Source organism: Arthrobacter melezitosi, assembly GCF_054511055.1.
Map to the genome: position 1 here is coordinate 137,971 of NZ_JBTNDJ010000002.1, position 18,480 is coordinate 156,450.

The 18,480-nt window shown below is 68.2% G+C and carries 18 protein-coding genes; 4 read left to right on the forward strand and 14 right to left on the reverse strand.

The features are described 5' to 3' along the window. Positions 1-170: 170 nt before the first annotated feature. Positions 171-590, forward strand: a complete 420-nt coding sequence (locus ACX80W_RS03385) for a YunG family protein (protein WP_459280452.1) — start codon at positions 171-173, stop codon at positions 588-590. A gap of 28 nt (positions 591-618) precedes the next feature. Here the strand turns inward: ACX80W_RS03385 and ACX80W_RS03390 are convergent, their stop codons facing one another. Continuing rightward, positions 619-1,095, reverse strand: coding sequence for a hypothetical protein (locus tag ACX80W_RS03390; RefSeq protein ID WP_459280454.1), 477 nt, complete (start codon positions 1,093-1,095; stop codon positions 619-621). Positions 1,096-1,171: 76 nt separating this feature from the next. Here ACX80W_RS03390 and ACX80W_RS03395 point away from each other — a divergent pair, with 76 nt between their 5' ends. After that, a complete protein-coding gene (locus ACX80W_RS03395) occupies positions 1,172-2,509 on the forward strand; it encodes an APC family permease (protein WP_459280455.1) in 1,338 nt (445 codons plus the stop codon). 17 nt (positions 2,510-2,526) lie between these two features. On the opposite strand, the gene ACX80W_RS03400 is transcribed toward ACX80W_RS03395, so the two are convergent. From ACX80W_RS03400 to ACX80W_RS03455, 12 genes are all read right to left on the reverse strand, one after another. Further along, positions 2,527-3,675: a fatty acid desaturase family protein gene (locus ACX80W_RS03400; RefSeq protein WP_459280457.1), complete on the reverse strand. Its 1,149-nt coding sequence runs from the start codon at positions 3,673-3,675 to the stop codon at positions 2,527-2,529. A 21-nt stretch (positions 3,676-3,696) separates the two neighbouring features. Beyond that, positions 3,697-4,791: a ferredoxin reductase gene (locus ACX80W_RS03405; protein WP_459280458.1), complete on the reverse strand. Its 1,095-nt coding sequence runs from the start codon at positions 4,789-4,791 to the stop codon at positions 3,697-3,699. A 329-nt stretch (positions 4,792-5,120) separates the two neighbouring features. Then, a complete protein-coding gene (locus tag ACX80W_RS03410; protein ID WP_459280460.1) occupies positions 5,121-5,366 on the reverse strand; it encodes a hypothetical protein in 246 nt (81 codons plus the stop codon). A gap of 346 nt (positions 5,367-5,712) precedes the next feature. Beyond that, positions 5,713-6,633 carry an alpha/beta hydrolase gene (locus tag ACX80W_RS03415; protein ID WP_459280461.1) on the reverse strand — a complete coding sequence of 307 codons (921 nt, stop codon included), beginning with the start codon at positions 6,631-6,633 and terminating at the stop codon, positions 5,713-5,715. Between the two features lie 51 nt (positions 6,634-6,684). Then, the gene (locus ACX80W_RS03420) at positions 6,685-7,512 is read right to left on the reverse strand and encodes a DUF6282 family protein (RefSeq protein WP_459280462.1); all 828 of its coding nucleotides are present in this window, start codon (positions 7,510-7,512) and stop codon (positions 6,685-6,687) included. 2 nt (positions 7,513-7,514) lie between these two features. Further along, complete coding sequence (locus ACX80W_RS03425) at positions 7,515-8,363, reverse strand: nitrilase-related carbon-nitrogen hydrolase (protein ID WP_459280463.1); 849 nt, start codon at positions 8,361-8,363, stop codon at positions 7,515-7,517. Beyond that, positions 8,356-9,324 carry a glycine betaine ABC transporter substrate-binding protein gene (locus tag ACX80W_RS03430; RefSeq protein ID WP_459280464.1) on the reverse strand — a complete coding sequence of 323 codons (969 nt, stop codon included), beginning with the start codon at positions 9,322-9,324 and terminating at the stop codon, positions 8,356-8,358. The genes ACX80W_RS03425 and ACX80W_RS03430 overlap by 8 nt, the downstream gene beginning before the upstream one ends. Positions 9,325-9,353: 29 nt before the next feature. Beyond that, positions 9,354-10,121, reverse strand: coding sequence for an ABC transporter permease (locus ACX80W_RS03435; protein ID WP_459280465.1), 768 nt, complete (start codon positions 10,119-10,121; stop codon positions 9,354-9,356). Further along, complete coding sequence (locus ACX80W_RS03440) at positions 10,118-11,116, reverse strand: ABC transporter ATP-binding protein (protein WP_459280467.1); 999 nt, start codon at positions 11,114-11,116, stop codon at positions 10,118-10,120. Before ACX80W_RS03440 ends, ACX80W_RS03435 begins: the two co-directional genes overlap by 4 nt. After that, a complete protein-coding gene (locus ACX80W_RS03445) occupies positions 11,109-11,756 on the reverse strand; it encodes an ABC transporter permease (protein WP_459280469.1) in 648 nt (215 codons plus the stop codon). Before ACX80W_RS03445 ends, ACX80W_RS03440 begins: the two co-directional genes overlap by 8 nt. 32 nt (positions 11,757-11,788) lie before the next feature. Further along, entirely contained in the window at positions 11,789-12,643 is an 855-nt protein-coding gene (locus tag ACX80W_RS03450) for an IclR family transcriptional regulator (RefSeq protein ID WP_459280471.1), read from the reverse strand. 160 nt (positions 12,644-12,803) lie between these two features. Continuing rightward, positions 12,804-15,677: an FAD-binding and (Fe-S)-binding domain-containing protein gene (locus ACX80W_RS03455; RefSeq protein WP_459280473.1), complete on the reverse strand. Its 2,874-nt coding sequence runs from the start codon at positions 15,675-15,677 to the stop codon at positions 12,804-12,806. A gap of 46 nt (positions 15,678-15,723) precedes the next feature. Here ACX80W_RS03455 and ACX80W_RS03460 point away from each other — a divergent pair, with 46 nt between their 5' ends. Beyond that, entirely contained in the window at positions 15,724-16,455 is a 732-nt protein-coding gene (locus tag ACX80W_RS03460) for a GntR family transcriptional regulator (protein ID WP_459280474.1), read from the forward strand. Positions 16,456-16,524: 69 nt separating this feature from the next. Here ACX80W_RS03460 and ACX80W_RS03465 read toward each other — a convergent pair whose 3' ends face one another. Continuing rightward, a complete protein-coding gene (locus tag ACX80W_RS03465) occupies positions 16,525-16,899 on the reverse strand; it encodes a gamma-glutamylcyclotransferase family protein (protein WP_459280475.1) in 375 nt (124 codons plus the stop codon). A 226-nt stretch (positions 16,900-17,125) separates the two neighbouring features. On the opposite strand from ACX80W_RS03465, the gene ACX80W_RS03470 reads away from it, so the two are divergent. Further along, positions 17,126-18,088, forward strand: a complete 963-nt coding sequence (locus tag ACX80W_RS03470; protein ID WP_459280476.1) for an aldo/keto reductase — start codon at positions 17,126-17,128, stop codon at positions 18,086-18,088. Positions 18,089-18,480 lie beyond the last annotated feature (392 nt).

The following is an 18,480-nucleotide window of genomic DNA, read 5'->3' on the forward strand; positions in this document are numbered from 1 at the left end:
GCCATTGTGCAGGGCACCCGTGGCGGCGGCCGCCCGCATGCGCCGCCTCGAGCGCGCAACGCGCTGGTTCACCAGGCCGTCCCCGGCACGGAACCGCGGTCCCCACACCGTGGTTCCGCGCCTGGGCGCTGTGCTACCGTCGTCCCCACCGATGATCACCGGAGAAAAGTATGACGCCCACCCTGCTTGAGCTTGAGCGTGCCTTCCGCACGTCCTGGGGAGCGGACACCACTTGTCTCGATGCTGTGGGCCTCAAACGGTGGCACCCGGATCAACCAGCACGCGGACAGTGTGGGACGACCGCCCTCGTGCTCCAGGACCTGCTCGGTGGTGACCTTCTCATCGCCGACGTCACCGGTGGGGACGACGAGGATGAGGTCCACTACTGGAACCGCCTCGCCAGCGGCCTCGAGATCGACCTGACCCGCGAGCAGTTTCCACCGCATCGCATAATCGGGGTGCCGCGCGTCGTCGTTCGACCACCAGGGGGACCGCGCGCATACGCCGAGGAATACCGGCTTCTTCACACAAGAGTGCTGTCCGCACTCGCCCCGGGCCTTCACGCGGGAGATTCCGTCGACCGACGGTAGGTCCACCTGCTGGAACTTTTCCGTGCGCTCAGGGAGCCCGGTAAGCACCCGCTTTGACGGGCCTGTTTGCCCAGCAGGTAATGCCGACGATCACCGCTGCACACACAATAAGCACCACCGGGCTGCACAGCACTGCGGCCAGGAGGGCAAAGCCTGCATCGGCAATGGGTTCCGAGGACGAAAACAGCGAAGCCAGATCGATCATCAACGCCACCACGTAGCCGGCGTAAAAGCACGCCCGGGCGGCACGGGATTCGAAGTTCCGTGAGAAGGTTCTCGCAATCAGCTCGTAGACCACGTACTTCAGCCCGATGATGCTGGCAGCGAAGGTCAAGACAAATCCGAAATCCGCATCCTCAGGGAACTGGGTGAGCGGGACATTGGCCGGCCCGTGGTACACACCCGATGAATGGAACCACAACCCCGCCAGATGGGCGGCGGCTGCCAGGACGAGAACGGCGCAGTACCGTAGGGCGACTCCACCCATCGTCCGTCGGACAGCCATGGCGTGAGTATGCCAGTGTGGTGCGCAAAAAGCTTCTCTTGTTGCGTCATCGTCCGAAAAGGACTGCAATGGTGCGATGACGAGTGATACGGGCACGAGCACACCGAGTGGGCACGTCGGACTGAAGCGGGCAGTCGGTGCGCCGTTGCTGTTCGCGTTCATCGTGGGGGATACCCTCGGGGCGGGCATCTACACCCTCGTGGGGTCCATGTCCGCCGACGTCGGGGGCGTTATCTGGCTGCCCCTGCTCATCGCGCTGGTCGTGGCGCTCCTCACCGCGGGGACCTACGCGGAGCTCATTACCAAGTATCCGCACGCGGGTGGCGCAGCACGGTACGCCGAGCGCGCCTTCAAGGTCCCCTACGTGTCGTTCCTCGTCGGGTTCCTGATGATGGCCTCGGGCATCACCACGGCCGCGGCCCTGGCGAACGCCTTCGCCGGCGACTACCTGGCCGCGCTCATCGACGTGCCGGCCGGCCCCGCGGCGGTGGTCTTCATCATCCTGCTGACGCTGATCAACCTCCGCGGCGTCCGGGAATCCCTCGGCGCCAACCTCGTTGCCTCAATCATCGAGGTGACCGGCCTCGTGCTCGTCATCGTGGTTGCCGCCATCGTGCTCGGAAGCGGCAACGGGGAACCGGGCCGGCTGGTCGAATTCGCGCCAGGCGTGTCCCCGCTGGGCGGTGCCTTCGCGGCATCCGTCATCGCGTTCTTCTCCTTCCTTGGCTTCGAGGCGGCCGCCAACATGGCCGAGGAGGTGCGCAATCCCTCCAAGGCCTACCCGCGGGCCCTCTTCGGGGCCATCGGCACCGCGGCCGTCGTCTACCTCCTGATCGCACTCGGCGCGGTGATCGTCCTGCCTCCGGCCGAACTGGCAGAATCCACCGGCCCGCTGCTCGACGTGGTGCGGGCCAGCGGCGTCGGGATCCCGCTCTGGCTGTTCAGCCTGATCGCCCTGGTCGCCATCGCCAACGGCACCCTGCTGTTCATGGTCATGGCCAGCCGTGTCGGCTACGGCCTCTCGGAGGCGAAACTTCTTCCCGATGCGTTCTGCCGGGTGCTGCCGAAGCGGCGCACTCCCTTTGTGTCGATCATCGTCGTCGCCGTCCTGACGATCATTTTGACTCTTGTCGGAAACGTCAACTCACTGGCAGAGACCACCGTGCTGCTGCTGCTCCTGGTGTTCCTCTCGGCCAACGTCAGCGTGCTCGTCCTCAAGAAGGACAAGGTGGAGCACGAGCACTTCTCGGTTCCCCGGATTGTGCCGATCCTCGCGACCATCGCCAGCATTGTGCTGCTTGCGCAGCAGTCCGGGGTGATCTGGCTCGGAGCCATCGCCTACGTCGTGGTCGGATCGCTGCTGTTCCTCCTCGCCCGCGCCGGCCGCAAGCGGGACGAGCGCATCGCGGCGTAGGCCCCGGCGCCGCGCCATCAGGGCCGGCGGCGGCTTGAGGTTTTCCTCGGCGGCAGGGCGAGCTTGAAGATCTTCGCCCAGGTGGACCCGACCTGCTTGGGAAGCGGACCCGTGGTGTACGGCAGGCCGTACCGGTTGCAGATTTCCCGCACCTTGACGGCGACTTCGGCATAGCGGTTGGACGGCAGGTCCGGGAAGCAGTGGTGCTCGATCTGGTGGGACAGGTTGCCGGTCATCAGGTGCATGAATTTCGAGCCGGAGATGTTCGCCGAGCCGATCATCTGGCGGACATACCAGTCACCGCGGGTTTCCCCTTCGACCATCTCCTCGGTGAAGGTGTCGGTGCCTTCCGGGAAGTGCCCGCAGAAAATCACGGCGTGGGCCCAGAGGTTGCGGATGGCGTTGGCGGCGAGGGTCCCGTAAAGCGCGCGTCGGCCCGAGCCGGTGGCCATCGCGACCAACGGGGTCACCGCATAGTCCTTGGAGAACTGCTTGAAGACCTTGATGCCGACGGCCTTGAGGTCGCGGTTCATCGCTTCCTTCGACTTCAGGCCTTCCTTGTACTCGGGGATCTCGAGGTCGTACAGCGCGATGCCCCACTCGAAGACGGGGGCGAGGACGGCGTTGTACAGCGGGTTGCCGAGGTTGAACGGGCGCCACGGCTGGTCCGCATCCATGCGGAGCAGGTTGTATCCGACGTCCCGGTCCTTGCCGATGACGTTGGTCCACCGGTGGTGGAGGTCGTTGTGGGTGTGCTGCCAGGAGCGCGCCGGGGTGACGAAGTCCCACTCCCAGGTGGTGGAGTGGATGTCCGGGTCGCGCATCCAGTCCCACTGCCCGTGCAGTACGTTGTGGCCGATCTCCATGTTCTCGAGGATCTTCGCGAGGCTCAGCATGGCCGTGCCCGCGGCCCAGGCGGCCTTGTAACGGCTGAACAGCAGAGTGCCGCGGCCGGTGAACTCGAGGGTGCGCTGAATCTTGATGATGCGCCGGATGTAGGCGGCGTCGGAGGAGCCGCGCTTGGCGAGGATGTCGTCCCGTACCGCGTCGAGTTCACGGCCAAGCTCAGCAACCTGCTCATCGGAGAGATGACGGGCGGCTTCCGGGCGGACCAGGGGGTGACCCGACGCCGCAAGGGCGCCCGGGCGGGTCAACGTTGAGGTCATGGGGGACTCCTTCAGCGGGGTTTAGAGGTCGAGGTTCACGGGCCCGGCGGCCGCGGACACGCAGGTTTGGATGAGCTGGCCGGGAGCGTTGTGGAGTTCACCGGTGCGGAGGTCGCGGACCTGCCCGGCCCGCAGCGGGATCAGGCAGCTGTGGCAGATACCCATGCGGCAGCCGCTGGGCATCAGGACTCCGGCGTCCTCCCCGATATCGAGCAGCGGGGTGTCGCCGTCGGCCTCCACCTCGCGGTCCGACTGTTCGAAGACAACCAGTCCGCCGTCGTGCCCCGCTCCGGCCGTGAAGTCCGCGCTGAAGCGTTCGACTGTGAGTGTCCCCGTGCCGGACCGCTGCCCTTCGGTCCCGGCCGCGATGCCGGGGGTTGTGCGGGCGGCGTCGAGGGCCGCTTCGCGCTTCCACAGGTCTTCGGCGTCGTTCAGGAAGCCTTCGGGCCCGCAGGCATAGGCGGCGCGGCTGCGCCAGTCCGGGCAGAGGTCGGCGATGGCCCTTGCGGTGAACTCGAGCCGCCCGCGGGCACTGGTGAACCAGTGGCGGACCTTGAGATTGGGGAACTGGTCGGCAAGCTCTTCGAGTTCCCCGCGGAAAAGGCTTTTTTCGGGGGTGCTGTTGGAATTGATGAGCACCACGTCGGCGTCGGGCCGGCGGGGGATGAGGGTGCGGATCATGGACATCACAGGCGTGATGCCGCTGCCGGCCGTAAGCATGAGGAGGGGCCGGGGGTGCTCGGGTAGGACGAAGTCGCCCTGAGGGGGCGAGAGGAAGAGGATATCGCCCGGCTTGGTGTCGCGGACCAGGACATGGGACACCGCGCCGGCGTCCTTCACGGTGATCGCCGGATCCTGGCCGGCTGCGTTGCTCAGGGAGTAGGAGCGCCATTGACGGACTCCATCGAGTTCGACGCCGATCCGCGCCCACTGACCGGCCTGGTGCGCGTGCCAGCGGTGGCCCGGACGGAAGTGGATGGTGGCCGAGTCCTCGGTTTCATGGTCCACCCGCGTCACGATTCCACGGAGCTGGCGCGAGGAGTGCACCGGGTTGAAGAGCGCTAGGAAATCCTCCGGCGAAAGCGGAGTCGTGAGGGCGGAGGCGGCACGCGCCAATCGACGTAGGAAAACGGTTTCACCTCAGATCTGGGCGCAGCTGCCTTGGTCCATTTCTGGGGCACCTACTCCGCGGTTGGGCCGACGGGTTCTGATTGAAAACAGTGTAACGGTGGAGACTCTTCGAGCCCCGGGGGTGCCGGGGCGGGTCGGCAAGCGGCCGTGCGGGGAGCCGCGAAGCCGCCGCCGAGGCGTGAACGGACGTGCTTTGGTGATGGCGGCTTTGGGCCCGGCCAGCCTTATGACAGTACCGAGGGCAACCACCTATTAGCAAGTGTGCTTACCAAAATGAGGGCGGTCAAGGGGGTAACCGGCCGACGAAGGCACCCTCAGCGGCTGGCGCGCCGCCGGTAGGCCAGCCGGCGGCGTAGCTCCCGGTAACCCCAGGCCGCCACGACGAGGGAGGCGACCACCAGGATGAGCATCAGGTACAGCCCAACCAACGCCGCCAAGGGGGAGCGGAATCCATTGAGGAGCCTCAGCCCGCCCGAAATTCCGGTGATCCAAAAAAGGGAGACCCCCAGGAGGGCCCCAACGGACGGTAGAAAATCACGGTGTTTGTTCAGCCACTGCATTCGGTGTTCCTCAAGGTACGGCCCCATCACAGGTTCCATTGTCCGGAGGTCCGCCCGTGCCGGTGGTAGTCGGCGCGTATTAGATTCGTCATATTGCGCCGGGCACGGCTTTGTGCAGTGTGGGTGTTCCTTATCGGGAGGGTCGAGGCGGCCGCGTCGGCGTTGCCATCCCGTACCTCATCGCCGCTCGGAGCGCATCAACCTCAGCCGGCGGTGGGGGAAACGCCGGCACTGACCCGAATGCGGAGGGAAGGGCGGCGACCCAACTGCGGCCGCCGCCCTTCCCCTGGTCCGCCCGACCAGCTGCCGCTGGGGCCGGGGCCCTCCGTGCGTCCGGAACCGCGGATCAGGCCGAGACGCTCCGGGCAGCGGAGGTGCTTGCCCGGAAGGCCTCGTCGAAGAATTCACGAAGCGCGTCGCACAGCACAACGAACTCGGGGTGGTCAACGAACATGAAGTCGTTGTGCCTGCCGTCGATGGTGTACAGGGTCTTGGGTGAGGCGGCCGCGGCATACAGGGACGAGGCCTCCTCGAAGGGGTGCAGTGTGTTGCGCGATCCGTGCCCGATGAACAGCGGGGTCGGGGCAAGGTCCGCCACTACTTTCTCGACCCGGAGACCCATGATCGACTCGGTGAACTGCACCCGCGTCGGATGGCCGAAGCCGTACACCTGGGACAATTCCTTGCCCACGTAGTCCTTCGTTGCGGGATCGAGGGGGTAGTGGGCGAAGGTGTCGGCCAGCCGTGATTCCCCTTCGAGGACACGCCGGGTGCGGTCCTGCTGCACCTCATCGACGATCCGGGTCCACTCGTCAAAGGTGTGGATCGACTTCAGCCAGCGTGGCCCGTCGTAGAAACCGTTAAGGGCGGCGACACCGGCGACGTTGCCTCCCTTCTCGCCTGCGAGGATCACGTTGGCCGCGCCCATGCCCCAGCCGATGAGTCCGATCCGGCGGTTGTCGACGTCGTCCTGGGACTGCATGAAGGTCACCGCATTGCGGATGTCCTCGACCTGCTGCTCGATCAGGACGGTGCCCTTCTCGCCCTCGCTGTCGGCCATGCCGCGGTAGTCGAATCCGAGGCAGATGTACCCGCGCTCGGTCATCTGCCTGGCAAACATCTTCGGGTAGAACTCGTTGAACCCCTGGTACCCGGAGTTCACAATGAGGGCCGGGTGCGGGCCGTCGCCGGGAAGGCTGTCGGGGTAGTAGAGGGTTGCCTGCAGGCGGCTGCCTTCGCTGAAGAACGTCGTTTCCTTCTCGATCACTGTTTTTTCCTTCATTTCGATGGGCGCACCCGGCGAGCGGTGCGTTGTGGGTCAGGCGGGGGCGAACAGTCCGGCGGGGGTGGTGGAGGCGGCCGCCTCGAGCCAGCTGCGGTCGAGGCCTTCGGCGGCGAGAGTGTCGATGAGGAGCAGGAGCGCCTCCGGCGGCGGCGGGGAATCCGGTTGTCCGGCATCGGAGGCGAGGATCAGGCGGCTGCCGGCCGCCTCGGCGGCGCGCGCCAGCATCGCAGGCGTGCAGCCGGGTTGGTGCAGCAGCTGGTAGGTGGTGATTTCGGCGTACCCGCCGCGCTCCACGAGTGCCCGGATCGCGGAAGGGTCAAGCCCGGGCACCGTGTAGGAGGGGTGCGTGAACAGCACCCGGCGGATGCCGTAGAACCGCGCCCGCTCGCTGAGCCAATTGCATTCGGCCCCGCTGAGGTGCCCGGTGGCCAGCACCGCGTCATGGTCGGCGATCAGCGCCAGCACCGTTTCGGCCGCTGCGGTGGTGCTGGTGTCGACCGGGGGAATCGCATAGGCATGCTGTGCCAGCCGCGGTTCCTGGTGGCACAGCCGAGGCAGGTCGGCGGTGTGCTGGGTGTGGGCATCCGCGGTGGGCATCCAAATGACCCGGCCCCCCGAGGAAAGCGTGGCGGCCACCGCGCTGGGGTTGATTCCACCGCAGTGCTGGTTCAGCGCGATGCCCCCGTAGACCGTCTGGCCGGTCAGCCGGGCTGCCGAGTTCGCCCGGCCGACGGTTGACTCGTAGTGGGCCTTGAGCACGAATCCCGAGAAGTCCGCCAGCGCGAAGGCCTCGGCGACGGCGATGTCGTCACCGATCCGGTCCAGCACATCCGGCCCTGCGTGCACGTGGGAGTCGAACACGGTTAGAGCTCCTCTGCTGAAAGCTGTGCGGCTTCGCGTGCGATGATCTCCGCGCGCGATTCCTGCAGCAGCGGCCACTGGCGGCGGAGCCGGCGCAGCCCGCCGAGGTCGAGGTCGCAGGTCAGTTCTCCCGGCTCGGAGCCGAGCTGGCCGAGCACTTCCCCCGAGGGGTCGATGACGCGCGACCCGCCCCAGAAGTCGCGCTCGTTCTCCCGGCCCGAGCGGTTGACGAACACCACGTAGGACTGCAGGACGACGGCGGCGTGCAGCAGGATGATCTCCCAGGCGCGTTCCGTGGAGATCCCCACGGTGCTGGTGGCGCTGTTGACCGTCACCACCAGCACCTCAGCACCGCTGTGGGCCGCAAGCCACGGCACCGCCGGCTGCCAGGCGTCATTGCAGATCAGCACCGCGAGCCGGGTGTCCGCCAGGTCGTGGCAGAGCAGCCGTCCGCCGGGGCGGAAGTGCTTGCGCTCCTCCCAGCCCCGGTAGGTGGGCAGGTACATCTTGCGCTGGATCCGGGGGTCGCCGTCGGTCAGCAGTGCGGCACTGTTGAACGTGTGGTGGCGGAAGGCCTCGGCGAAGCCCGCCACGACGGCGGGGCCGTGCCGGCCCAGGCGCAGCAGCCGCTCATCGTCGGGTTGGAGCGGGTCGATGTCGGGCACTTCGCTGAGGTGGTACCCGTGGGTCGCCAGCTCCGGCGCGACAACGAGGTCACAGTCGGTTCCGGCCTGCACCAGTGCATCAAGGCGGGCCAGGTTGCCATCGACGTCGCCGAGCACCGGGTCGGTCTGCAGCAGGCGTACCCGCAGGCGGTCGGCTCCGGCCGGCATGGCCATGCGCTCACTCACCAACGAATCCTTCCTTGACCAGCCATTCGGTGGCGGTTTCTTCGGGCGTGAGCCCGTCGACGTCGACCTTGGCGTTCAGGGCCTGCATCGTCTTGTCATCGAGGGCCTCGGCCACCGGTGCGAGCACCTCCTCGATCGCGGGATTGTCCTTGAGTGCCTCGGTGCGGACCGAGACCGAGGGGTTGTAGGCAGTAAAGAACTTCTTGTCGTCTTCGAGGACGACAAGGTCGAGCGCGGCGATACGCCCGTCGGTGGCGAACACCTCGCCGAAGACGCAGGGGTCGGACTTTTCGATGGAGTTGTAGATGGCGCCGGCGGCCAGCTCGGAGACGCCGTTTCCGGGGAGTTCGAAGCCGTAGGCCTCCTGCAGTCCGGGCCATCCGTCGTCCCGGCCGAAGAACTCGGCCGCACCGCAGAAGCTGGCGCTGGCGGCGTCGTCCGACACGAGTTTCGCGTAGTCGGACACCGTCGTGACTCCGAGTTCTTCGACCTTCGCCCGGCTGCCGGCGACGGCGTAGGTGTTGTTCGCAGGGGCCGGTTTCAGCCAGGCGATCGAGTTTTCCTGCTCGTCGCGGTCCGCGACCGCCTTGTAGAGCTCCTGCGGATCGGTGATGGGGTCGGTCTCGCCCAGATGGGTGATCCAGCCGGTGCCGGTGTACTCCCAGTACAGGTCGATGTCGCCGCTGAGGAGGGCGGAGCGGACGGTGCTGCTGCCGGACATCCCGCAGGTCCGCTTCACCTCGGCACCGGCGGACTCGAGCGCCTGGGCGGTCACCTCGCAGAGGATGAGCTGCTCAGTGAATTCCTTGCCGCCGACCCCGATCTCCGCCCCGCTCAGGTCGCCGAGCTCGGCCAGGGAACCGGCCGAGACATTGCTGGGAGGCGCATCCCCCAGGGAACACCCCGAAAGGAGGGCTGTTCCGGTGAGGACTCCGACGGCGAGCCTGGTGCGAGCGGACATGGATGTGCCTTTCGTTGACGGGATCAATTTCACAGACCTTGAGGGCGCAGGCGCCGCTCGGCGAGACCGGCGAGCCAGTCCACCATCAGGGCGAGGGCGATGGTGAGCAGGCAGCCGGCAACCAGGATGGGCATGCGGTACAGCACAATGCCCCGCTCGATCAGGTCACCGAGGCCGCCGGCGTTGGTGTAGGTGGCAAGGGTGGCGACGCCGACGTTCAGGATCAGGGAGATCCGGATGCCGGCGAGCATGACGGGCACGGCCAGCGGAAGCTCGACGGTGAACAGGATGCGCCGGGCGCTCATCCCCATGCCCCGCGCCGCATCGACGACGAACCGGTCGACCTGCTGCAGGCCCACCAGGGTGTTCCGCAGGATCGGAAGCAGGGCGTAGAGCACCAGGGCGACGACCGCCATGGAGAACCCGACGCCGTAGATCAGGGCCAGCAGCACCAGGATCCCGATCGAGGGGATGGCCTGGCCGGCGTTGGCGACGGCGAGGACAGGGCCGCGCAGGTGCCGGGCCCACGGCCGGCTGAGGGCGATGCCTGCCGGAACTCCGAGCGCGATGACGATCGCCGTCGATACCGCGACCAGGACGACATGCTCGGACAGCTTGCGGAGCAGGATCTCCGGAGTCAGGGCCCGGGCCTCGATCGAGTCGAGTTCGGCCGTGCTGATGTAGGCGAGGGTGCCCACCACCAGGGCCACCGCGAGGGCCGGCAGGATCCAGGAGGTCCGCTCCGACGGCTCCTCCGGGAAGCTCGTGTCCCGCCGGGGGACGGTCAGGGTGCTCACCGGGCGGCCACTTCCGTGTCCTGCGAGGCGGCGAAGAGCATGTCGGATACCGACAGCTGGCCGCCTCCGGCGACGTTGACAGTGTCGGCGCCCCGGCTGAGCATCTGCTCCAGCACCGCTGCGACGGTGTCGCCGGGGGAGACGGTGAGTTCGGCCGATGCCGGCGAGGCGGCGCGCCGCTCCTGCAGTTCACCCACCTTCAACAGGGAGAGCCGGCGGATCGCGGCGCCGTGGCCGATGAAGGAGCGGACGAAGTCGTCGGCCGGATTGGTGAGGATCTCCAGGGGAGTGGCGAACTGGGCGAGGCGTGAACCTTCGGCGAAGATGGCGATGCGGTCCCCAAGCCGGAGCGCCTCGTCGATGTCGTGGGTGACGAACACGATGGTCTTGCGGATGCGCTGCTGAAGCTGGAGGAACTCCTCCTGCAGCCGGTCCCTGGTGATGGGGTCGATGGCGCCGAAGGGTTCGTCCATCAGCATCACCGGCGGGTCCGCCGCGAGGGCGCGGGCGACGCCGACCCGCTGCTGCTGGCCGCCGGAGAGCTGCTTGGGGTACCGGTCCCGGTAGCGGGACGGGTCGAGCCCCACGAGGTCGAGGAGCTCATCGACGCGCCCGGCGATCCGGTTCTTGTCCCAGCCCAGCATCCGGGGCACCAAACCGATGTTCTGCCCGATGGACATGTGGGGGAGCAGGCCGACCTGCTGGATCACGTAGCCGATATGCCGGCGGAGCTCGTCGGCGTCGGAGTGCGTAACGTCCCGCCCGTCGATCCAGATCTGTCCGCCCGTCGGTTCGACGAGCCGGTTGATCATCCGCAGGGTCGTTGTCTTGCCGCAGCCCGACGGGCCGACGAGGACGACGAATTCACCGCGGCGGATGTCCATGGTCAAGGGCGCCACGGCGTCGGTGTCGGTGCCGCTGTAGCGCTTGGTGACGCCGATGAGCCGGATCATCGCATCCGCGGCGGGAGCTGGTGCTGTGCTGGAATCAGACATGAAGGCCTCGGGGTGTAGTGAGTTTGCCAAAGAGGATGAACAGAAGGTCGAGCAGGGCCGCGACGACGGCGATGGCGATCACGCCGCTCAGTGCCTCGTACAGGGCGTTCGCGCCGCCGATGCGGGACAGGCCCCGGAAGATCAGCTCGCCCAGGCCCGGCCCGCGCACCGCCGCGCCGATGGCGGCGATCGCGACGACCATGATCGTTGCCACGCGCACCCCGTTGAGGATGATGGGCCAGGCCAGCGGCAGGCGCACCGTCAGCAGGCGGCGCCGGGAGCCCATCCCCATGCCGCGGGCCGCGTCGACGACGCCGGCGTCGACTCCCGCCAGTCCGGTGACGGCGTTGCGGAGGATGGGAAAGACCGCGTAGACGGTCAGGGCCAGCACCGTGGGCAGGACGCCGAGTCCGAACAGCGGGATCATCAGGCCGAACAGGGCGAAGGAGGGGATGGTGAGGATGGTGCCGGTGACCGACAGGGCGGCCCTGCGGATCCGCGGCAGCCGCTCCGTGCCGAGGGCGATGATCAGGGCGACCAGGGTGGCCAGGGCCACCGACAGCAGCACGACCTGTACGTGCTGGAGCAGCAGGAACAGGATCCGTTCCGCATTCTTAGCGACGTAGTCGAGAAATCCCATGGGGTCCTTCTGGGTTGGGGGCGGAGCCTGTCTCAGGCATTGGGGTTGTCATTTCCGGCTGATGCAGGCCCGGGCGGGTGTTCCGCCGGGGGAGCGGACAGGGCACGGCTGAGGTAGGCGGCCGCCCGGCTGACGTGGCGTCCGGCGGCATCGGCGCTGTCCCGCAGCCGGTAGGACGGTGCTGAGACGTTGAGGGCCGCGACGATGCGGCCGTGGACATCGCGCACTGGGGCGGCAACCGCCGTGAGGTCCTCGTCGAACTCGTCGACCGCCAGCGCGTAGCCCCTTGTGCGGGCGGCGATGACCCGGTCGTTCATCTCCTCGACGCTGGCCGGCGCGTTCGGGCCCGGGCCACGGAAGAAGTGTGCGCCCAGCAGTTCCTGGATTTCCTCCGGCCGGTGGTCAAAGAGCAGGGCGCGGCCCGAGGAGGTGCAGGAGATCGGGGCGTTCCGGCCCACCCAGCCTGCGGCCTCCACGGCCCGGTGGGGACGTTCGGACAGGATGGTGAGCACCTCGGTGTTCCGCCGGATGCTCAGGTGCACGCATTCGCGCAGCAGGCGCGTCAACTCGCGCATCACCGGCGGGGCGAGCAGGAGCAGGCGCTGGTCCCCGGCCTGGGCGGCCACCGCAAACAGGCGCCAGCCCAGGCGGTGCCTGCCGTCGTCCCCTCGCTCAACCAGGCCGAGTTCGACGAGGGGTTTCAGTTGGCGGGACACGATCGACTTTTCCCGTTCGAGGACCCGGGAGAGCTCCGCCACGGTCAGCCCGAACGGCTCGGCCGTGCCGGACTGGTCGACGGCCCCGGAGCGGGCGGGGGCACCGGACTGTGCGAGTGCCTCAAGGACCGCCAGCATCTTGGCGGCCGATGTGTCCTGCGTCTCAGTCATGAGCTTCACTATGGAGTGCCGATGCAATAAACGCAATCCGGCGTTGCAAATATTGCAACGCGCGGCGCCCGGGCCCGCCCGTGCCGGCAGCGATGCGGGGCGCCAGCGCAGGGCCGCGGCGGCGTCCGGGCGGTGTCCGGACGGACGGAGCCGGCCTCCGTCAGCCCTCGGGCGCTGCGCGGTCCAGCAGCTGGGCGAGGTGGATGCCCTGCCGGTCGCTGAGGTCTTCGAGCTGGGTGCGGCACGAGTAGCCGTCGGCGAGGATGACCGTCTCGGAGTCGGCGGAGCGGACGGCGGGGAGCAGCTGCTGCTCGGCCACCGCGACCGACACCTCGTAGTGGCCACGTTCCACCCCGAAGTTGCCCGCAAGCCCGCAGCACCCACCGAGCTCCTTCACCTGCGCTCCGGCGCGCTTCAGCAGTTGCGCGTCCGGGCTCCAGCCCATGACGGCGTGGTGGTGGCAGTGCGGCTGGGCCACGACGGAGGTGCCTTCCATCGGGGGCGGCGTCCAGCCCGGCACCGTCGCCAGCAGTTCGGCCAGCGTGTGGGTGGCCTTGGCGACGGCACCGGCGGTGTCCTCGCCGAGGAGTTCCAGCGCGTCGGAGCGGAGCACTCCGGTGCACGAGGGCTCAAGGCCCACGATGGGAATCCCGGCGTCGGCGGAACGCCCGAGTTCGGCCACGGTGTCGCCCAGGATCCGCCGCGCCCCGTCCAGCTGTCCGGTGGAGATCCAGGTGAGCCCGCAGCACAGGGCCTTGTCCGGAATCCGCACCTCGAAGCCCGCGTTCTCAAGGACCCGCACGGCCGCCTGCCCCACCTCGGGGGTGAAGTAGTTGGTGAACGAATCGGCCCACAGCAGCACCGGGCGCCGCGGTGGGGCCGTCTTGTCCTCCCGGGGTGTTCCCTCAGTCAGCTGTCCACCCGCAGCGGTGGGTGTCGCCGGCCGGTCGCGGAACCAGGCCGTGAAGGTCTGGGTGGCAAACGCGGGGATGGCGCGACGGGAATCGACCCCGGCCAGGCGCAGCCCCAGCGGACCGATCCCCGGCAGCCGGGTGAGGGCGTTGACCAGGCGGGGGGCGAAGGAAGCGAGGCGCGCCCACCGGGGCAGCCAGCCCAGCGAATAGTGCGAAGCCGGGCGGAGCCGTCCCCGGTAGCTCTGATGGAGCATCTCGGCCTTGTAGGCCGCCATGTCCACGCCGGTCGGACAGTCCGAGGCGCACCCCTTGCAGGAAAGGCACAGATCGAGTGCGTCGTGGACCTCGGGGGAGCGCCAGCCGGCGCCGCCCTTGTTGATCATCTCCTGCAGCACCCGCGCCCGCCCGCGGGTCGAATCCTTCTCCTCCCGGGTCGCGAGGTAGGACGGGCACATGACGCCGGTGCCGTCGGTGTTCTCGGCCCGGCACCGGCCCACCCCCGTGCAGCGGTGGACGGCCTGGCTGAAATCGCCGCCGTCGTGCAGGTAGCGGAAGCCGAGGTTTGACCGCAGCGGCGCGGACTCGGCCACCCGGATGTCGGCGTCGAGGGGCCGGGGATCGACGATGATGCCGGGGTTGAGCAGGTTGTCCGGGTCGAGGACCGCCTTGACCTTCCCGAACAGTCCGATCGCGGCGGGGGAGTACATGTAGGGCAGCAGTTCGCTGCGGGCCCGTCCGTCTCCGTGCTCGCCCGAGAGCGATCCGCCGTACCGGGCGACGAGTTCGGCGGCGGCCGTCATGAAGCTGCGGAAGAGGGCGCTTCCGTCGGTGCGGTTGAACGGCACGTCGAGGCGGATGTGGACGCAGCCGTCCCCGAAGTGCCCGTACGGGAACCCGATGAGGTGGTGTTCGAGCAGCAGGGCATCGAACTCCCGCAGGTAGTCCCCGAGGCGCTCCGGGGGCACCGCGGAATCCTCCCAGCCTGAGTGGGCGGGCATTCCCGCGGGGGAGCGGCCCGCCAGGCCCGCCCCGTCCTCCCGGATCTTCCAAAGCGCCGCGGCCTCCCTGGGGTCGGTGACCACCCGCGCCGACAGGGCCGCCGCTCCGCTGAGCCGCCGGGCCCGGTCCGCCACCTCCAGTGCGTCGTCGCCGGCGACTTCGATGAACAGCCAGGCGCTGCCGGCCGGCAGTTCCGGGACCGCCGCATCGCCCTTCTGCGCACGGACGACGTCGATGATGCGGGAATCGAGCCCTTCGCAGGCGGTGGGGCGGAAGTCCATGACGTCCATGACCGCATCGCCCGCGGAGCCGATGTCGGCGAAGCCGAGCACCACCATGGTGCGGTGCGCCGGGTCCACGACGAGCCGCACCCCCGCCTCGAGGACCACCGCCAGGGTTCCCTCGCTGCCGACCAGCGCGCGGCGCAGGTCGAACCGGTGTTCGGGGAGCAGGTGCTCGAGCGCGTAGCCGGAGACCTGGCGTCCGAACCGCCCGAGTTCGGTCCGGATCGTGCCGAGCTCGCCCTGGACGAGCGAGCGGAGCGCATCGGTTTCGGGCGCCGCGGGTGTTCCATCGGGGCCGAGCATCAGCCGGGTCCCCGAGCCGGTCACGACGTCGAGGTGCGTGACGTTGTCCACGGTGCGCCCGTAGGCCAGGGTGCGGGAGCCGCAGGCGTTGTTGCCGATCATGCCGCCGATCGTGCAGCGGCTGTGGGTTGAGGGGTCCGGCCCGAACCGCAGCCCCTGCGCCAGGGCCCTGTGCTGCAGGGAGGCGTGCACGGCACCGGGCTGGACGACGGCGGTGCGGGTCTCCGGATCGAGGTCGAGCACTCGGTTCATGTACCGGCTGAACTCGAGGACCACGCCGCTGCCCACCGCATTGCCGGCCACCGAGGTGCCGGCGCCGCGCGAGGTGACCGGCACCCCGCGTTCGCGGCACACCTCAAGGGTGGCCAGGACGTCGTCGGCGTCGCGCGGAAAGACGACGACGGAGGGGCGCACCCGGTACAGCGAGCCGTCGCTCGAGTAGGCGGACCGGGTGGTCTCGTCGTCGCGGACATCGGAGATGCCCCGGCTGCGCAGCGTGGAGGCCAGGGAACGGGGCAGGGCAAGCGCGGTCATGAGTAGCATGTTACATGTTAGGGCCGCGGCGTCCTAGACTCTTTCCATGTCACCGACCTCCGGACTTTCCGCCCTGGACCCCCGTTCCGCATCCCTGGCCGAGCGCACCATCGTGACCCTGCGCAAGGCCGTGCTTGCCGGGGTGCTCGTCCCGGGCCGGCTCTACTCCGTGTACCAGGTCGCCGAGGAACTGGGCATTTCCCGCAGTCCCGTCCGGGAAGCGCTGCTGCGGCTGGCGGAAACCGGAATGGTCCGCTTTGAGCGCAACCGCGGCTTCCGCGTTGTTCCGCCCGCGCCCCACGACATTGCGGAGATCTTCTCGATCCGCCTGGCCCTCGAGGTGCCCGCGGTGCGCCGGGCCACCCTCCACGCGAGCGCCGTCGAGCGTGCGGCACTTCGGCAGCGCTACGAGGCGATGGAGGCCGCGGCCCGGAGCGGCGATGAGCCGGCCTTCGAGGAGCACGACCAGGAACTTCATGCCCTGCTGATCGATATCGACGGCAATGCCCGTGCCGGCAGGATCGTGGCGAACCTTCGGGATGCCACCAGGCTCGCCGGTGCCTCCACGGTTGAGTCGGACCGGTCGCTCCGCGAGGTTCTGCTAGATCACCTTCCCATCGTCGAGGCGTTTGAGGCGGCCGACGCCGCCGCCGCCGCCGTGGCGATGGAACGCCACCTCGAAACCACCGGGCGGCTCCTGCTGCGGCGTGCCCTGCACCGGCAGGGGTCATCGGAGGACGAGTCCTCCATCTGGGACCGGCTGGCCGGCCGGCCCTGATTCCGCGGGGCCGTCCCGCCCGCTTTGGCGTCGGCCGTAGGAACGAAAGGGCGCGGCTGACGGGATGCTTCAGGGTGCGGCCGGCCCGTCCGACGGCGGGGCGGAGGGGTTCGTGCCGGTGTAGACCCAGGCGTGGATCCCGGATTCCAGCCGCAGGAGGACCCGCTCGTAATCGCCCACCTCATAGGAGTCGGCCGCGGCGAGCTCCTCGTCGGACACCTCGAATACAGTTCCTTCGACGGCATCGGATGCCGCGGCCGAGTAGCGCAGAATGGGGTGCGAATCGGTTCCGCTCGTGGCAATCACCTCGGGGTCGACGATGCGGAGCCACTCGATGCGGTGGTGGGGCAGGCGGTCCTGGGTGCCCGTGAGCAGGCGCCCGAAATGGGCGAGCTGGACGGCGGGCAGCCGCAGCGTCCCGTACGAGAACAGCCGCTGAACCATAAATTCCCCTTCCCTCAATACCGCGTACGACCCGCCTGTCGAACGACCCACAATTTTATCGCTGCCGTTCTCTTTCCGCTCGGTCGACAGATCGGCGGTCGCAAACTGCAGACCGCCGGGATCCGAACTGTCAACGCGGCGTCCGTAGCCCGCAAGCATAAACTGGGTCCTTTGAGTGCCCCGCCGTCCGGTCCGGGCATCAGCCTCGCCCGGAAGGGATCCGCACATGACCACGCAGACAGCACCCCAGACCAGCAGGCTCCTCTTTGGCGCCATGGGCCTGGGTGGAGCCTGGACGGATGAACCCTACGGGGAAACCGACATTGAGCAGGCGGAGACAGCCATTACGGCCGCAGTGGGGGCCGGCATCACAGTGTTTGACCACGCGGACATCTACCGGCGCGGCAAATCCGAAGCCGTTTTCGGCGAGGTCATCCGCAGGAATCCCGCCCTGCTGAACGGTGCTACGGTCCAGACCAAGTGCGGCATCGTCCTCCCTGCCGGCGACCGGGGCGGTTACTACGACCTCAGCGCCAAGAATGTCGTGGCCGGCCTCGAAGGTTCCCTCCGTCGGCTGCAGATGGATGCCGTCGATATTCTGCTGCTTCACCGCCCTGACCCGTTGCTTGACCCGAGCACGCTGAAGCCGGTGCTTCACGCCCTCCTGCGGGAGGGAAGGATCAAGGCGCTCGGAGTATCGAACATGTCGGCGGCCCAAATGGACTATCTGCAGACCGAACTGGACATCCCGATCGCTGTGAACCAGCTCGAAATGAGCCTGTCCAAACGCGACTGGCTGGAAAGCACGGTGCTGGTGAACCATCCAAGCGGATCGGCGACCAATTTTCCGCACGGGACCATCGAGTGGTGCCTGCGCAACGGCACCAGGCTCCAGGCGTGGGGTGCCCTCGCACAGGGCCTGTACTCCCAGGCCCGGGAATCGCACACGCCGGCGGAATCAAATGCCACGGACCTGGTATGTCAGCTTGCCCAGGAACGCAACACCAGCCCCGAGGCCATCGTCCTCGCGTGGCTCCTGAAGCACCCCGCCCGAATAGAAGCAGTTATCGGATCGACCAACCCCGAGCGGATCAGGGCGTCAGCCGACGGCCCGCGGCAGGCAAAACTGATGACCAACACCGAGTGGTATGCACTGTGGACCGCGGCCCGGGGCGCGCCCCTCCCATAGCTCCAACACACGCGATCGGCAGAAGTCCGCGCAGCCGGCAGGGGAGGGGTGGCCCGGGCGTATCTTGGCTCAATTTCATCCCGGTGGATGTGTTCCAGGTGTTACGAGGGCCAGGTGCAGACCATGGCACACGAGGCTGGATTTCCGCGGGCGGGACCGACCTGGGTTCCGACGATGACCACGGCAAGCACGACGACACGGCGGACGTTTCGCCAAATGTTGAAACGGACGGTCGGCACTGTCGCGGCGGTCTCACCCCATCAGTGGCTTCCGTGGCGTCTGCCCAAGGATTCGGGCCGCCGGAGCCGGCTCGATCTGATGGGCGCGACGCCTTCTCCTTGGAGCACCGTTCGAGCTAAGACTAGACGTGGTCCGGCCTCCGGGGGAGCCCC

Coding starts and splice junctions, on each gene's coding strand:
- ACX80W_RS03385 (WP_459280452.1), top strand. CDS start 171: ATGACGCCCACCCTGCTTGAGCTTGAGCGTGCCTTCCGCACGTCCTGG.
- ACX80W_RS03390 (WP_459280454.1), bottom strand. CDS start 1,095: ATGGCTGTCCGACGGACGATGGGTGGAGTCGCCCTACGGTACTGCGCC.
- ACX80W_RS03395 (WP_459280455.1), top strand. CDS start 1,172: ATGACGAGTGATACGGGCACGAGCACACCGAGTGGGCACGTCGGACTG.
- ACX80W_RS03400 (WP_459280457.1), bottom strand. CDS start 3,675: ATGACCTCAACGTTGACCCGCCCGGGCGCCCTTGCGGCGTCGGGTCAC.
- ACX80W_RS03410 (WP_459280460.1), bottom strand. CDS start 5,366: ATGCAGTGGCTGAACAAACACCGTGATTTTCTACCGTCCGTTGGGGCC.
- ACX80W_RS03430 (WP_459280464.1), bottom strand. CDS start 9,324: ATGTCCGCTCGCACCAGGCTCGCCGTCGGAGTCCTCACCGGAACAGCC.
- ACX80W_RS03440 (WP_459280467.1), bottom strand. CDS start 11,116: ATGTCTGATTCCAGCACAGCACCAGCTCCCGCCGCGGATGCGATGATC.
- ACX80W_RS03445 (WP_459280469.1), bottom strand. CDS start 11,756: ATGGGATTTCTCGACTACGTCGCTAAGAATGCGGAACGGATCCTGTTC.
- ACX80W_RS03450 (WP_459280471.1), bottom strand. CDS start 12,643: ATGACTGAGACGCAGGACACATCGGCCGCCAAGATGCTGGCGGTCCTT.
- ACX80W_RS03455 (WP_459280473.1), bottom strand. CDS start 15,677: ATGACCGCGCTTGCCCTGCCCCGTTCCCTGGCCTCCACGCTGCGCAGC.
- ACX80W_RS03460 (WP_459280474.1), top strand. CDS start 15,724: ATGTCACCGACCTCCGGACTTTCCGCCCTGGACCCCCGTTCCGCATCC.
- ACX80W_RS03465 (WP_459280475.1), bottom strand. CDS start 16,899: ATGGTTCAGCGGCTGTTCTCGTACGGGACGCTGCGGCTGCCCGCCGTC.
- ACX80W_RS03470 (WP_459280476.1), top strand. CDS start 17,126: ATGACCACGCAGACAGCACCCCAGACCAGCAGGCTCCTCTTTGGCGCC.